The sequence below is a fragment of the uncultured Treponema sp. genome, from assembly GCF_946187725.1.
In the GTDB taxonomy this organism is placed as follows: Bacteria; Spirochaetota; Spirochaetia; order Treponematales; family Treponemataceae; genus Treponema_D.
Genome location: NZ_CAMHSK010000004.1, coordinates 1 through 15,052, shown reverse-complemented (window position 1 = coordinate 15,052; position 15,052 = coordinate 1). Strand labels below are relative to the sequence as shown.

At 42.2% G+C, this 15,052-nt stretch carries 10 protein-coding genes and 1 pseudogene; 4 read left to right on the top strand and 7 right to left on the bottom strand.

The genetic code is table 11. The annotated features are described in order from the left end of the window. Window positions 1-8: 8 nt before the first annotated feature. From Q0Q74_RS02600 to Q0Q74_RS02590, 3 genes are all read right to left on the bottom strand, one after another. A complete protein-coding gene (locus tag Q0Q74_RS02600) occupies window positions 9-1,859 on the bottom strand; it encodes a hypothetical protein (RefSeq protein ID WP_294428225.1) in 1,851 nt (616 codons plus the stop codon). Between the two features lie 133 nt (window positions 1,860-1,992). Beyond that, window positions 1,993-4,440: a C13 family peptidase gene (locus Q0Q74_RS02595; protein ID WP_294428223.1), complete on the bottom strand. Its 2,448-nt coding sequence runs from the start codon at window positions 4,438-4,440 to the stop codon at window positions 1,993-1,995. Next, a complete protein-coding gene (locus Q0Q74_RS02590; RefSeq protein ID WP_294428222.1) occupies window positions 4,441-5,592 on the bottom strand; it encodes a hypothetical protein in 1,152 nt (383 codons plus the stop codon). It abuts the gene before it with no gap. A 192-nt stretch (window positions 5,593-5,784) separates the two neighbouring features. On the opposite strand from Q0Q74_RS02590, the gene Q0Q74_RS02585 reads away from it, so the two are divergent. The 3 genes from Q0Q74_RS02585 (at window position 5,785) to Q0Q74_RS02575 (ending at window position 10,405) form a co-directional block, all read left to right on the top strand. After that, on the top strand, window positions 5,785-8,193 hold the full coding sequence (locus Q0Q74_RS02585; RefSeq protein ID WP_294428220.1) for a hypothetical protein: 2,409 nt from the start codon (window positions 5,785-5,787) through the stop codon (window positions 8,191-8,193). A 130-nt stretch (window positions 8,194-8,323) separates the two neighbouring features. Further along, window positions 8,324-9,907, top strand: a complete 1,584-nt coding sequence (locus tag Q0Q74_RS02580; RefSeq protein WP_294428219.1) for an ATP-binding cassette domain-containing protein — start codon at window positions 8,324-8,326, stop codon at window positions 9,905-9,907. A gap of 75 nt (window positions 9,908-9,982) precedes the next feature. Next, complete coding sequence (locus Q0Q74_RS02575; RefSeq protein WP_294428217.1) at window positions 9,983-10,405, top strand: hypothetical protein; 423 nt, start codon at window positions 9,983-9,985, stop codon at window positions 10,403-10,405. A gap of 6 nt (window positions 10,406-10,411) precedes the next feature. On the opposite strand, the gene Q0Q74_RS02570 is transcribed toward Q0Q74_RS02575, so the two are convergent. The 4 genes from Q0Q74_RS02570 to Q0Q74_RS02555 form a co-directional block, all read right to left on the bottom strand. Then, window positions 10,412-10,621: a SlyX family protein gene (locus Q0Q74_RS02570; RefSeq protein ID WP_294428215.1), complete on the bottom strand. Its 210-nt coding sequence runs from the start codon at window positions 10,619-10,621 to the stop codon at window positions 10,412-10,414. A gap of 24 nt (window positions 10,622-10,645) precedes the next feature. Next, entirely contained in the window at window positions 10,646-12,670 is a 2,025-nt protein-coding gene (locus Q0Q74_RS02565) for a hypothetical protein (RefSeq protein ID WP_294428213.1), read from the bottom strand. 8 nt (window positions 12,671-12,678) lie between these two features. After that, window positions 12,679-13,749 (bottom strand): DUF2804 family protein, encoded by a 1,071-nt coding sequence (locus Q0Q74_RS02560; RefSeq protein ID WP_294428212.1) that lies wholly within the window; start codon window positions 13,747-13,749, stop codon window positions 12,679-12,681. A gap of 81 nt (window positions 13,750-13,830) precedes the next feature. Beyond that, entirely contained in the window at window positions 13,831-14,454 is a 624-nt protein-coding gene (locus Q0Q74_RS02555) for an N-acetyltransferase (protein ID WP_294428211.1), read from the bottom strand. A 198-nt stretch (window positions 14,455-14,652) separates the two neighbouring features. On the opposite strand from Q0Q74_RS02555, the pseudogene Q0Q74_RS02550 reads away from it, so the two are divergent. Next, window positions 14,653-15,052 (top strand): annotated as a pseudogene (locus Q0Q74_RS02550) (flagellin); the annotation flags it as partial.

The following is a 15,052-nucleotide window of genomic DNA, read 5'->3' as shown; positions in this document are numbered from 1 at the left end:
TTCCTCCCCTATTTTTTCAAAAATGTCGTGCTTGCAGAATACAAATCATCTGCTACAACCATGACCGAGTGAGAGCCCGGCTGATAATCAGCAGCCTGAATTGTAATGCTGTTACCGTTTGCTGCAGAAGTTTTATTTGCGTCGTCAACAATCCAATAGTAAGAATCATAACCGCTCTTTACGGTGAATGTTATTGAATTGTCTTTGACATCACTTTTAAGTTCAAGGTCTACATCAGAATTGTAGTACGGAGTAGAAACATCGATTGAATATTTGACTTCTTCAGAAGTGCCTTTCTTGAAATGCAAGACAATCTTGTAGTCACTGCCGTCAAGTACAGGTTCATCCTCTTTCACGAAGGTATATCCGTCTGTAGCAAGTGCCTGCCAGATAGTAAGCGTTGCTTTCTGAATTTCTTCGATTGGAACATCAGTATCGCCGGTCACTGAAACAGTGATATTTTCTTGCTTGTACTCGTATTCTGGATTGCCGTCATTGTCATCAACCTTGAATACAATCTTAATATTTACTTCATGCGGCATCTGGAAAAGAATATTTACTTTACCGTTACAGATTTTTACTTCAAATGCAGTGACTTTTCCGCTTCCGCCGTCCTTTACCAGAACAGGGTCACTTTCTTTCGGATTTGAAACCGTCGTCCACGAATCAGCAAAAGTCATTTTATCTGCATCGAAAGCACGGTATTTAGTTTCTGTATAATAGAGGTAATCTCCGTTTATGCGGTAAGTTCCAGCAGTAACGGCAACCTCAGATGTTTCTCCATAATTACGGAAGATTTTATAATCTCCCTTATCAGTAATCTCGATGTCAAAAGTGCCTTCAAGTTCAGCCGGGTCATTAGCCGCACCATTGAATGTCATATTGACGAATTCATCATCTTCATCAGGCTCATCTTCTTCAATCAGCGTGAGATAGACATAAACCGAATTTCCGTTCTCTGAAACTGTAAAGGCTCCTGTCGCAGAATCTGCTGGATGGCCGAAATATGCTTTATCGTCATCAGTGTATGCAAGAGAAAGCAGATAATAAGAATCACCGGTTTTGAGGTCATAACGGTCAGAAATATAAGATGAAGACAGATTTTCGTAAGTTTTGAATGGAGTGGTCTTTTCAAGCGTTTTTATGACTGATTCATCATCATCGTCTTTTGCGTATTCAATCAGCTCTTCTGCAAGTTTGCTGTCGGTCTTAACAAGATAAAGATTGACCTTTTTAAGATTTGGTAATGAACCGCTCTCTTCTGGAGCCAAAATAATATAGAACGATTTGAGCTCATGAACATTGAGGTCAAGCGGATTTTCACCAGCTTTAATTTCTATTGGAGAAGAAGTACCTGTATACATATGATCCTTCTTAGAGCCTTGTTCATAATTGTATTCCATGTAAACATCAACGGTAGCCGTTACTTTTACGCCGACCGGAATATCTTTAAAAGTGAAGGTTTCAAATCCGTTGGAAGCAGTGGAATCTTCTTCATCGGTTTTGCTTTCAGTTTCGTTACCAGAACTGTAGGCCTCGGTTTTTGAAAACCAATCCTTCATACTGTATTCTTTTTTTTGGAAATCGCTGTAACCGCCTCTGAGGGAAACTTCAATGATATACTTCTCAGAAAATTGCTCATTATATTGCTCTTCAGAACCAGTGCCCGTAACTTCGTCATCAAGCACTGCAGCTCTTTTGGCATTAGAAACGGCTTTAATAAAGCTCTTGTCAAAGCTGAATGAAACCGAGCCAGTTGCATTTCCCGAAAAATCAGCGCAAGAAGCAAGCAGGAAAGCAAAGAAAATTCCCGCTAAACATGCGAATCCCGCACGAATTCTCTGATATGAGTTTTTCATATTTTCCTCCAGATGTTGGATTTTTTTGTACCAAAGATAGAAAGTCTATAGTATATTTTGACAGAAATTTTTATTATTTCAAGAGAAATTCAGATTTTTTTGAGCTTTTTTCTCCATACATTGCCGAATTGGTCTAATAAACAATCGAATTGTAAATCAAAAATTCACCGGGAGTAGTGTAATCAGATTTTACGGAACCGAAATATCCGGAATTTATCAGGCACACATGAGAACCAAGCGTCTGTTTTGCGACCGTCGCGTACAAATCATAATAAGAAATGTTAATGTCTTTTACAGCAAAGTCCTCGTAATGATTTTCGCTGAAGTGACTTTCGATACAGTGCATAAAACTCCGCGTAAAACGGTTCGTCATCCACACACCAAGTTCCGAATTTCTGACATCGGTGAATGAAGTTTCGATTTCATTTGCCGCTCCAAGAACAAGAACGCCCTTAAATCCTTCTGCTGCCTTGAAAACGCTCTTGCTGTAGCAGCTTTCATTGACGATAAAGAATTTTCGGATTTTCTTCTGTGCCTGCATTTTTTCAAGGGTTTCAAGCAAAAGCTCCGTAGTAAATCCGCTTTCCCGAACGCCGCCGCTTTCCCAATCAACAGGGTCTGCCATCTGAAGCTGACCTGAATTATTGCCGTCGCTTCCTACCTGACCATGCCCGCTCCAGAACAAAAACAGGTTGAGCGACTCTTCGTTCTGTGGGGCTGCGTAAACAAGACGCGAAAGTTTCTCATCCGAAAAATCCAGGTGAGCCTGCTTTAATGCCTCGCCGTCTCCCAAAAGAATCGCCTGTATATCCATTGGGTTAAGTTCAGACGGATGAGCGTCTATTCCCTTCTTGGCTTTTTCTGTATAAAGGTTGTCGCCGAACGGACTGACCCGAATATTTCCCGTATCAGACTTGTTTTCGCTATTATAGGCAATGTCATCCTGAAGAACCATGATTATGTGCTCATCGTCAAAGCCATTGCTTGAAAGAAACCTGTACATATTGAGGACATCGGCCTGATGACGGTAGTTTTTCCAACCGGAAGATGCCGCAATCAAAATCGCATACCTGTCCTCGATGTCGTTGTATTCTATGCGTGACTGCCCTTCATCAGTGTCGCCATCCAAAAACTCATCGACAGTCTGATTCCATGCCCAAACGGAGCGGGTCGAAGAAGTTCGTTTTCCGCCTTCCGAAGAAAGATAATCAAGCACGACGACTTTATTGTCGATTATGCTCCAATGGATGTATGTTGAGTACAAGAGCGTAGTGAAAGTTTCGGAGTCAAATTCTATGTTACCGCAGCTGCCCTCAATTTTTGGTACATAACCGAATGAAGAACTGTATTCCCGAAGCATATAAAGCATTCCGATTTTGCTCCAGGAATTGTTCAAGAGGTTTTCATTTGAACTCACGCCAATCCTTTTAAAGACATCGTTCATCACGATGTTGTTTGACCTGTTTTCATCATTTGACAGCTTTTTTATTTCTTCGAATCCTTCTGGATGTTCTGATTTATAGATTATTCCATAAAGTGCGAACAGAACCGAGTCATAAATCTGAGCTTCAGCCCTGATTGGATAATCCCCAAAATGCTCCCTGTAAACTGATATGAATCCATTGGTCGGGTCAATGTAAGCAGCGGTTCCTTCAAGCCCTTCAACAGAATCTCCTTTTGCGATGGTTTCAGCAGTGAACACAGAATCGGTAAAGAACAGCATCGGAGCGAAACCGCCTGAGCTCAATTTTTCCTGCCGCATTTGAAGAAGAAGCTCCATGTCATCAGAATCATGCATCGCACACAAAACGACCGCAGCTACTCCCGACAGGGCCGCCTCAAAGGCAGCGTCTTTTGACATGGGAGAATCCGAAACAGTATCACGCAAGGCACTGTAACCGTCGAATTTATAGCGGATATTATCTTCAAGATTCATTTTGAGTTCAGTTGAGATAAAAGAAGCCCAGTTATGAAATGTATCACCATAAGGGTCTGCACTTGCAAGCACCGAAACTTCTTTAAAACCTATACCGTTTAATTTTGACAGCGCAACCTCACATTGAGAAACATCATTTTCGGTCAATGCCCACAAAAAAGGTCTTGTCACCGAGCCGGTCGCACTAACGGAATAGCGGCGCAAATAATCGTCAGAAGAAAAAGTCGGCAGAATCAATGGCTTTTCTGTCTTGCGGCAAACATTCGCTACGGTCGTAACATTTGAAGCATCCAGTGGCCCGATTATTGCACAAAGATCTTTGTCACTAGCAAGGGTCTGAGCCAGTTTGGTCAAATCTTTCTGAGTATAGGCAGCTTCATCATACCAGTCGATTTTAAGTTCTATATTCACAGAGGCCTTGTCGCGGACGGAACGGTAATTTGCAAGGCACCATTCGATTGTTCTTTTATAACGCTCGCCGTCCGGGCTGTTCAGCGGAAGTATGACTGCCACACGGCTTTCGGAATATTGAATTTCAGTTTCAGAATCATTATTTTTGCAGCAGGCAAAGAGCAAAGGCAAAATCAAAAAAAAGAGAAAACTAAACTTGTCAAAAAATCCTGCAAAACGAATCTTTCCAGCCATCTACTGTGCCCCTCCAAGAATCCCCTCTTCGTACTCCACCGCTTCATCATAGACGCTTTCGATAATCTCATTTGTAAAGAAAAAATCTAAAGAATATGGAGAGTCAGCAATGTAAGTATAGCCCTGCCTGAAAGTTTTCAACTGCGATTTTGGTAAAGATTCTTCTATATTTTCAGCCGATTTTAGCCACTGCTCAATCAACTCATAGGCAACCCGGCCTGAATCCTTGACAACAGAGAAGGGAACATAAAGCGGTGCATAAGAGGACATATCGGAGTCAACGCCAATAATCGAAAAAGAAGGACCGCGGGGACAATCCTGCACATAATGAAAAAGCCCCAGAGAAGAACCGCCGCACAAAGGGAAAAAATATTTTACATCCCCGTTAATGTCAACGAGCCGTGCATACATATATAAAGTATCAGCCTTATCAAATCCGCTCTTTTCAATCAAATAATTGTTCAGTGACAGAATTGTGTAATTGCCGGAATTATTGCCAGTCAATAAAGCATCCCAGTCAACATCATCAAATGAATATGGAAACTGTTCGCCCAGACCTGTGATAAAAGCTCTGGCGTAATCAAAAAGCAATTCATTTTTTTTATCAGGAAGGACTATCAGCGGATTAGGCTGCGTGTTCAGCTCTTCCTTTTCCATTCGGAGAAGCTTTCCTGCGGCATAACAGGCACCATAATATGGAATAAAAACTGTATGTATTTTGTCTTTGAGTGATTCCGGGATGTCAGATTCCGGTGTATCAAACATAAATGCCGTGACAGGAAGCCCTGCCATAAAAATTTCGTTTTCTCCAAGAAGATTAATGTACTCAGGCCCGATAAAAATGCACAGAACATGTTTTTTCGTAAGTGATTTTTCTTTTATCTCCGTAAAAATATAGTTCATGCTTTTTCGTGCCTCGTCCCTGTCTACAGGAGAATAAGCCAGCTGAATCAGGTCGAAGTTCTTTTCGGCTTTTGAGATTCCTGAATTTATTGAATCGTTGTAAGTCAAATCACCAAGTCCATTGTATCCGTAAAAAACACAGACCAAAGGCTCATCAAAATTTCCGCCAGCCAAGGAATTTGAAGAATCTTCAGACGAGCAGGAAACAAAAAGAGATGCCAGAAAAAATAAAAGAAAGACAAACTTCATTACAATAAAATATGATAAGTTGAATATTCGGTTTTTTCAATGTGTAGAACAAATTTTTATTTACTGTGCCACTTCCGCCCATAAGCCATCTTAAAGAAGTCTTGACAACTAGACTTTCTGTGTTAAACTTTTTTTTATTGAAAATAAGTTATTTCTCATAATAGCTGTTTTTCGAACTTAAAGGAGGTGACTATGAAAAGAGCTTTATTCAAAGGGCTTGCGGCCATTGTTTCCGCAACGGTTCTAACTGCATTTTTTTCATGCAGCAGCGGTGATGACGACAGTAAAAACGATGATTCTGTCATAATCGATACTTCTCCAACCTCGTACACAAATCTTTCCATTGGCCGTGCCTATATCGGTGGATCGCTCATTTACAACCAAGAGGATTCAAGCACGAACCAACTCAAACCAGGCACAATCATTGCAGTCCGTGAAGGAACTGTAAGTTCTTCTTATGAAACGAGGGAAGTTTATGAACCCCCCGCAGGTTTTGATTCAAACACAACTTATGACACCGCAAATCTTCGCCTAACTACAAAAGAAGTTCTGGTCAGCGAAGACAAGCCGGAGCTTGCAGTTTTCGGCTACATGACCATAAGCAACGCATCACTGGAATCAATCAGTTTCAGTTACACGCGCTACAACAGTGAAGGCACAGGAAAATCTTCAAAATCATATACAATCAATTACGGCGAAGGCGCGGACATAAACGGTGACGGCCTTATCGACATAAAATACCGTGAACCAAACCAGATTCGTGATGGCTTTGAAAACTCACGCTGGCTCGAATTCGTATGTGACACCGAAGTTCTTACAAAGCAGTCGGCAAGCACCACAACAACCATGTTCAGCGTTGTATCTACAGGCTCTGTAAACCGTGCCCTTGTCCGTGCAGTAGACGGCGCTTCCGTTGAAAATTCAGAATACGGTCTTTATGGCGTAAACTCAAACGGAAACTTCATTTATCTCGTCAAGAATTCAACCGGCGTAAACTCAAACGGCGGTTCTTTAAGCTCAGTTTACCAGGACTACAACTTGCGGTACGGCGACTTTGTAATCGCCTTTAATGAAGATACAGCTGATTCACTTACAAATGGTGAAGTTGAAAACACAACGCAGAGTTTCGTAGTATCTTATTCTGAGTCAAGTGCAACAAACACAACTCTTAACAACAAAACACTTGCACCTATTTACCAATATAAGGCAGTCCAGTTCCAGTCTGATGACGGTCCTGCCGACTTGCTCAAGCGAATGCCGTCCGCCCTGCTTGCAAAAGTAGAGAATGGCTTGACCCAAGAAGGAGCTGCAGAACTTAGCACAGAGGAAAGCATCAATGCACTCAACAAAATCCTTGCTCTTGGAAAGGAAGCCACCGACATTCTTCTTGACCAAGAGAACGGTCTTGTGGACGAAGAAATGAGTGCGAATGCCGAAAGTGTTTTGACTGAGCTTCTTGCACAAAACAAAGAGCAGGCTGTGCGCCGCATAATCGATTCGCTTTTTGTCCAGTCTCCAAAAGCTGACCTTCTTTCGCCAAGCATTGAGTCAATGTATCCGTACCTTGCCATTGATCTTGGAGATTCAATCGAACAGACTGTTGAAGAAGAAGATTTGTCGGCAGCCCGCATGGCAAAGAGTCTCACTGACTATGAATCACAAAAAAAATCAATCAAAAAGAAGTTCGATCAGTATTTCTCTATCGAACTCAAAAAGATTGACCTCGGCAAAAAGAAGGACAAAGACGGCAATGTCGAAAAGGACGAGAACGGCAAAGAAAAAGTAAAAACTGCCACACTCAGCGATTACGGCATAAAATTCGCTCTCGGTGTAAAAGGCTCACTTTCTGTCACCGGCTCTCAGATAAAAGCAGGAATCGGCGGTGTAATCTATCTTGATATCGGAGTTTCTCTTGCAGACAGTGTGTTTGACCAAATCAAGAAGGAACTTGAGGATAAATTAAAAGCTGAAGTCAAAAAGACCGTCATGGTAGGTCCTGTTCCTATCACTGTAGGAACAAAACTCAAATTTGGTCTTGGACTTAAAATTGCGACCAACACGGGTGAGCCTATTGACCTTGTATTTGGTTATGTCGGTCTGTACGGAGCAGGTGTTGATGCGGGTGCCCGCTGGGGCGTAGAATGGAAAGGCTGGTGGATTTTCAAAGCACCTATTCCATACATCAACTTCTTTGCAGATCCATACACTGTCAACGAAACTGCATGGTATTTCGGTGCTGCTTCTGGAAAAGTTGAAGCAGAAGATTTGCTTAAACCTTTGGATGTAACTTTAACGCCGAGCCTCACGCTTGAACCGCTGTTCGGACTAGGACCTGAATGGGCGAATTTCAATGTAAGCATTCCGATAACGCCGTCCCTGCCATTGTGGTTCTATTACAATCCTCTCACTCTGCCAATACCTCTGCTCCACAGGATTGATTTAGGACTTGGAATCAGCATAAAGGCAGGAGTTGACATAAAAATCCTTATATTCTCTCTAAGTCATTCATTCATTAACTATAAAATCATCGACAAAGAGGGCGAGAAGGCCTGGACTTTGTGGCAGAACAAACAGCTTGAAGAAAAATTCAAAAAGCTTTAGCGTTCTTTAGTCCAGCACTTTGATTTTTATAAGCCACTGAAGTAGCTTTCCGTTGTTTCAGTGGCTTTTTTTTTCATTACAAGATTTTTCCATTTTCAATTTTCCGTTTACTCGCTATACTTCCCTCATTATGAAAGAAAATTCTTTGATTTACATAAACAACTGCCGCGTACAGGATTTGCACGGCACGAATATTGAAAAGCTTGACTGGCAGATGAACGCGGGCGAAGCATGGCTCGTGATTGGCCCGAACGGCGGCGGAAAAGCTGATTTTTTGCGCGCACTTGCCGGTGAAAAGCAGATTTTGCCGAACGATTCTACAGGCGACTATTCCACACAATTTAAGGATTCAGTTGAGATAGTTTCACTTGAAAGGGCAGCTAGTCTGATTCAGGAAGAGCGTGATTTAGACGAATCCGAATATATGGATAAAATTGATGAAGGCAGAACCGGCCGTCGCTTCATCTGTGAGGTTTTGGGCGGCCCGGATTCAAAGCACCGTCATCAGCCGTTGCCCCCGATTGCAGAAAGACTCGAAACGCTTCCAGAAGTAAAGCTCTGCGGAGTCGAAAAGATTCTTGAACGCGGACTGAAATTCATGTCCACTGGCGAAATCCGGCGAACTTTGCTTTGCCGAGCGCTTCTTTCAGGCAAAAAGCTTCTGATTCTAAGCGATCCATTTGCTGGCCTTGATGCACAGAGCCGCTCGATTCTTCTTGAATTTTTTGCAACGATTGTCGGAAAACAGAAAAATTCAGCGTCAAACGAACCGCGAACCACGATTATTCTTGGAATGGAACGCTATCACGAAATTCCTGACACGATTACGAATGTGCTCGAATTTGCCGGTGGCAAAGTTTCTTTCTGCGGAACAAAATCTGAATATGAGAAAGTGCGTGCCGAACGCGAAGCAGAAAAGGCAAAATCCCGCGCTGCTGAAAAAAACGAATTCGTAAGCGAACTCAAGTCGATTCAGAGCGAAACTGCGGTCTTACAAAAACACACGGACGGCGAAAAAACTCTCGTTCAGATGAATAATGTGAATGTTGGCTGGGGCGAAAAGCGCGTTCTTGTCGATTTCAACTGGGAAGTGCTGCCAAATCAGCATTGGTTGATTCGAGGCCCAAACGGAAGCGGAAAAACCACACTTCTGGAACTGATTACCGGCGACAATCATCAGGTTTTCTGCAACGATGTATGGCTTTTTGGCCGAAAACGCGGAACAGGCGAAACAATCTGGGACATCAAATCACAGCTCGGTATCGTAAGCTACCGCTGGCATGTCGAATACCGCATGGTCGGCAGCACGGATTTGGAAAGCGTAATCATTTCAGGTTTTAAAGATTCAATCGGACTTTACGAACAGAAAACTGATGTCGAAATTGCGGCGGCACGAAAATGGCTCAAACTCGGCGGCTTCGAAGGTCGCGAACATGATTCGTTCAATTCACTGAGTTACGGTGAGCAGCGTGCAATTCTGATTCTTCGAGCGGCAGTAAAAAGCCCGAAGATTTTGATTTTGGACGAACCATGCCACGGTCTCGACGAAAATTACCGCCAGAAAATCCTTGATTTAATCGAAGCCGTTGCAGAAACAGGCACAACCACTCTCCTTCATGTAACCCATGATCCAAGTGAAGCCCTCCCCTGCGAACAGCATATTCTGGAACTTCATCCAAATGAAACTCCTATGTATAAAGTGATTGAAATTTAAAAACTTTAAGATATAATTAATATAACAAGATTCGGGCATTGCCCGGTCAATTATTAATAGGAGGATAAATTAAAAATGGGTAAAAAATCCAGTCCAATCAGTCTTTATTTAATCGGTCTTGTGCTTGTTGCAGTAGGATGTTTCCTTCCGCTCACAGGAACAAGTTTCGGTAGCGGTCGAAGTGCATTCGATGCAATCACAAACGGTTCAGGCGACATCAAAGTCGGCTCAATCCTTGCGCTCGCTGGAGCAGTCGCAGGAATCATTTTCAGCTTCGTTTCACTCAAAGCAAAATTGCCGGTTAAATTGCTTTCGCTCATCGTTTCAATCGCAGGTGGCGTTTATGTAGTCCTCAGCTACCTCAATCTCGCTCCATGGGCAAAAAGCTTAACAAAATTCGCTCATCAGGCTGTTGGAACACACATCGCCATCGGTCTTATCGTAATTCTGGCAGGCTGGGTAATCGCACTCGTCGGCTGGCTCCAGACACGCAACTAATTTGACTTAATAATGAGGCGGCCTGCGGTTCGGGATTTCTTGATTATCTTGCAAATCCTGAATCCTTCCCGCCAAAATCTGATTTTCTTCACGCAAAATCTGAATCGTCTTCTGATTTTCTACAGTTTCTTCCTGAAGTTTTGAAATAAAATCATCCATATAGGCAATTTTCGTTTCAAGAGCAATAAATTTTTCTTCGACTTCGGATTCCGTCAATTTTCTTTCCTTAAATTCAAATCTTTATTTAACAGAAGCGGCTTTCTGTCTCTCGATGTTCAACTTAACTCTGTCAGCAAAAAGCTTGTTCTGGTCAATTCGGGTATCAACGCTGAACATTGGAGCACCATCTTCCTCGTTAATACGGTAAATTCGCTGAGAATCTGTTGAATATGCAGGACTTGAAGGATTATTTACCCACCAGTCAAGCACGGAAACCACGAGAAGCGCGTACTTTATGAGGTTCGCGTTCGTTGCAGCAGAATCGACAGTTTTTTTGGCACCGAGAAGAACATCCATTCGCTTTGAAACGACATTCGGAATGTCAAATTTGTATTTATCCCACGGATTCTGGATTCCCATTACCGTTCCTTGACCTTTTGCCGCATCAATCTTTGCCGAAAGCGTAGAGAAGAATTTGAACAAAAAGCTGACACGAATACACATCGGCCTGTACTGGCTGTCATTCTTCGGTTTTTCAAGAAGCAGCTGCTCAAATTCAAAATATGGAAGGAAGTTGTACTTTGTCTGCCAGAGAAGCGAAGTAAGGATTTTCTTTCCAAAAAGACTTGATTTGAAATCGCCCTGAGAATACTCGTTATTGACGAAATCTTTAATCATATCGGAATATTGGCGTTCAAAAAGCGTCTCGCGGTAAACCGACCATTCGCTCAATACAACCGAAAGTTTTTCATCATCTTTGGAAGTGGCTTCATCATTTTCTTCGGTGAATTTGATGTTTCGGCAGCCCTGGAAAATGTCTTCGGTGATTCTTAAAAGCGTTACCGTAATCTGAAGCGGATTTTCCGGGGCAACAAGATTGTATCCGTCACGGAACTGATAAAGAGGCTGGAAATACGGATACATGTCAGGAAGTTTTTCGATATGGTCAAATCCTGCATCCGGGAAAAGATTGTCGAGAAGTTTGAGGCCGGCTTCAACATAATCGCTCTTTTTTGCGGCTTCCTGTTTCTTTTCTTCTTCTTTCTTTTCTTCCTCTTTTTTCTCTTCTTCGCTTTTTTCATCAGCCTTTGCTTCGGCGTTTTTGTCACTCTTTTTATTCGGAAGAAGCAAGTCAAATTTGGTCAGTTCGAGGAAAGAGAGAATGTGCGCAGTCTGTACAAGGAAAAAATCCTGGAAATAGTCAAATTTCGTACTGCTCATGCGCATGAGAAGCGGATAATAACCTTTGATTACCTGACTGTAAAGATAGAACCATTCGGAAATGCCGGTTTTTGAAAGCATCTGCAATTTCTGAAGGTCGAATTTTGGATATTTTGAGAGGTCGTTGTAAATTTCCTTGAAAAAGCCCGATACCCTTGTTTCACCAAGATAATAAATTTTAAGAAGATACCTGTAGACAGCTTTGATGTAAGGAATCATCATGGCGACATTAACTTCTTCTGTGTTCTGCAAGTCAGCAAGGTACTTTTTGATGTCACGCATCGTCCACGAACCGACTGTTTTAAGGAATTTGAAGCGGTCTTCTTCTGAAGAAAGGATTTTGGCCTTGTAAGTGTCCGGCGAAATCTGAATGATTGACTTTACCGTCGTGATGAATTCCTGCAAATGGTCCGTGTTCTGCTGCATTTTATAATCAACAAAACTTTTTCGGACGAGTTCATTTCCATTCTTCTTAAATTTGCGGACAAAATTGAAAAGACCGAAATTTGTTTTGATTTTATAGTCTTCGCTCATCATGATTCTGTCCATGAGAGCGCGTTCCTTTGAGGAAAGATCCGGCAGTCTTGAAGCCTTTACTGGCTTTTCTTTTACGGCATAGCCAACTTTTGTAGGAGCAAAACCCGAACCACCCTGAGCAGTTTGCGAGGCAACACTGGAAGCAGAACGCCCGGTAACGGCACGCTTAGAATATTCCCTTGCCCGTGGGAGAGCGGAATAGTCAATCGGCGGGTCTTTTTCGGTAAAGACTTCACCGCCAAGTTTCTGCATCATTTTTTTTGCTTCAGCCGCATCAATTGGACCGATATTGCGCCTGGTATTATCAAGCGTTCCCGGTTCCCATTTTGCTTCAGGTCTGTCTGCCATAAAATCCCCTAAAGTCGTAAAAATTGCTTCTTTGCGATGCCTTCAAAATTATGAAGAACAATGTCTTCACCGTCTTTTGTTTTTATTACGCCTTCAAAAGTTCCGAAAATCGTACGCAACTGACTTTTCATGACCAAAAACGATACATCACGACGATTGTCAGATGATGGCATGAAAGTCAAATCTACCATATTTTCGAAATCCTGAATCACCCATTTTCTTGAAAGTCCAAAAGGATGAGTGATTGTGACAGGCGGCAAAGGAGTGCATTCTCCGTCAACGCAAAGAATATTCTCATTTATATTTTCGGAATCTACGGCGTTTTCTTGCGTAGTAAAAATCTGAAAACTAACTTTTTTTCCGTTTATTTCACCGGCACCAATTACGAATTCTGCCAGCGTGTGAAGATTATGATAAGCACGGGTTATACATAAAAGTGCGTGACCGTCGAAATCAGCCTGATTTACTTCTTCGGAAAGCTTTGTTTTTTCCAAAGAGATGCTGCCATGAATCTGCGGCGTGGCGATATAGCTTGCAGAGCAGCGTCTTTTGGAAGGTGCCGGAACAACCACGGCCATTTCGCACATAGCACTGTCTGAATATTTGGCAATAAAGGCGGCCTGAGCAGACGGGCGTGAAGAATCACCTTTTAAGTTGAAAATCATTGAAAGTCTGTCGCGCTGATGATCCCAGCTCACTCGAATATAGCGCTTTTTATTGAAACTGGCGCAAAATCCAATCTTCATGTTGTGGGGAATAAAACGACGGCGTGGCCCCATAAAAGAACGGTATGCAAAACGACGGCCATTTTCTTTATTCCAGAAGACGACATCTGCGAAACCAAAGACTTTATGATCAAAAAAATCCACTGTTCCAATAAATGACCCGATGTTGAACATGAACATAAGGGAACTCTGGATGCGGAAATTTGTGATGACAGTTGGAAACGGGAATCCTGCAAAAGGCGTGCGGACACCACGAATATCGAGACGGGGCAAAAGACCTGAGAATGTTCCGAATTCAATTCTTCCGCTGTGAACAATTTTTTCTGGCGGCGTTTTAATTTCTCTTGTATACAAAAAAATCCCCTGAAAGCTGACAAAATGTGTAGCTTTTAATTATATGGTCTATCATATTAAAAGTCCACTAAGATATTCAACTCAAATCTTTATGGCTTCCTCTCCGCCGCTGAATTCCATTTCCCTGAATTTTGCAGCATCAAGTGTCATTATGATTCCGTCTGAGCAGACTTTTTTTTGAATTGTCGGAAAAAACTCTTTCAAAATAAAGTATTCTTCAAAACCAATGCTTCTGTAGATTTTGAGGGCGGCTTCCCATTCAGAATTCACGATAATCACAACTTTTTCAATTCCATGCAGTGAGGAACACAGTGCGGCCACGGCATTCTTGAAGAATTTGCTTCCAAGACCTTTTGAACGATAATCTTTTAAAAGGGCAAACGAAGAGATATATAGGAAAGGACCTTCTGTTTTATGTGTATGCAGCGGATTATGACCAAGGGCAAATCGCTTCCGTAGAAGTTTTTCATCACAAGCAGGAAGGAAATCCCAGCGTTCAGAGCACAAATACCCGCAGACTAGGGCAGTCTTGTTCTTTAAGACGACTTCATCACTGCAGTCAGCAAGAAGCAAAAATCCTTCCGGAAAGATTTTGAGTCGCTTTTCAAAAACCCGCTTTTTCTCTTGAATCGCAGGGATAAAAGACTGGCGTTCAATATTCATAATAGAAAAAATGTCGAAATGTTGTGCAGGACAAATAATCATGTGCTCATTATATCAAAAAAAATCTCAAAAAAAATAAAAATTTTTATAAATTTTGCTTAAGTAATTTTTCCAGAGTCCGAAACTATTACTGTAGGGCACAAACTCCAATGGGTGGGCGCCAAACAAAAAAAAGGCAACAGGTTTCTGAACGAAGACCTGTCGTTAAAAACCAGATAGTAATTATAAGGAGATAAAACTATGGTTATTAATCACAACATGAGTGCAATGTATGCACAGCGTTCAACAGGTCTTATTGAGGTAAGCAGCGGAAAAAACATGGAGAAACTTTCATCAGGTTTGAAAGTTAACCGTGCCGGTGATGACGCTTCAGGACTCGCAGTTTCTGAGAAAATGCGTGCTCAGATTCGCGGTATGAACAAAGCTTCTGAAAACGCTCAGAACGCTATTTCATTCATCCAGACCACTGAAGGTTACCTCCAGGAGACAACTGATGTCGTTCAGCGAATCCGCGAACTTGCAGTTCAGTCTTCAAACGGTATCTACACAGACGAAGACCGCATGCAGATTCAGGTTGAAGTTTCTGCACTCATCGCTGAGGTTGACCGAATCGCTTCACAGGCTCAGTTCAACGGTATGA

Coding starts and splice junctions, on each gene's coding strand:
- Q0Q74_RS02555 (WP_294428211.1), bottom strand. CDS start 14,454: ATGATTATTTGTCCTGCACAACATTTCGACATTTTTTCTATTATGAAT.
- Q0Q74_RS02590 (WP_294428222.1), bottom strand. CDS start 5,592: ATGAAGTTTGTCTTTCTTTTATTTTTTCTGGCATCTCTTTTTGTTTCC.
- Q0Q74_RS02585 (WP_294428220.1), top strand. CDS start 5,785: ATGAAAAGAGCTTTATTCAAAGGGCTTGCGGCCATTGTTTCCGCAACG.
- Q0Q74_RS02580 (WP_294428219.1), top strand. CDS start 8,324: ATGAAAGAAAATTCTTTGATTTACATAAACAACTGCCGCGTACAGGAT.
- Q0Q74_RS02565 (WP_294428213.1), bottom strand. CDS start 12,670: ATGGCAGACAGACCTGAAGCAAAATGGGAACCGGGAACGCTTGATAAT.
- Q0Q74_RS02595 (WP_294428223.1), bottom strand. CDS start 4,440: ATGGCTGGAAAGATTCGTTTTGCAGGATTTTTTGACAAGTTTAGTTTT.
- Q0Q74_RS02575 (WP_294428217.1), top strand. CDS start 9,983: ATGGGTAAAAAATCCAGTCCAATCAGTCTTTATTTAATCGGTCTTGTG.
- Q0Q74_RS02600 (WP_294428225.1), bottom strand. CDS start 1,859: ATGAAAAACTCATATCAGAGAATTCGTGCGGGATTCGCATGTTTAGCG.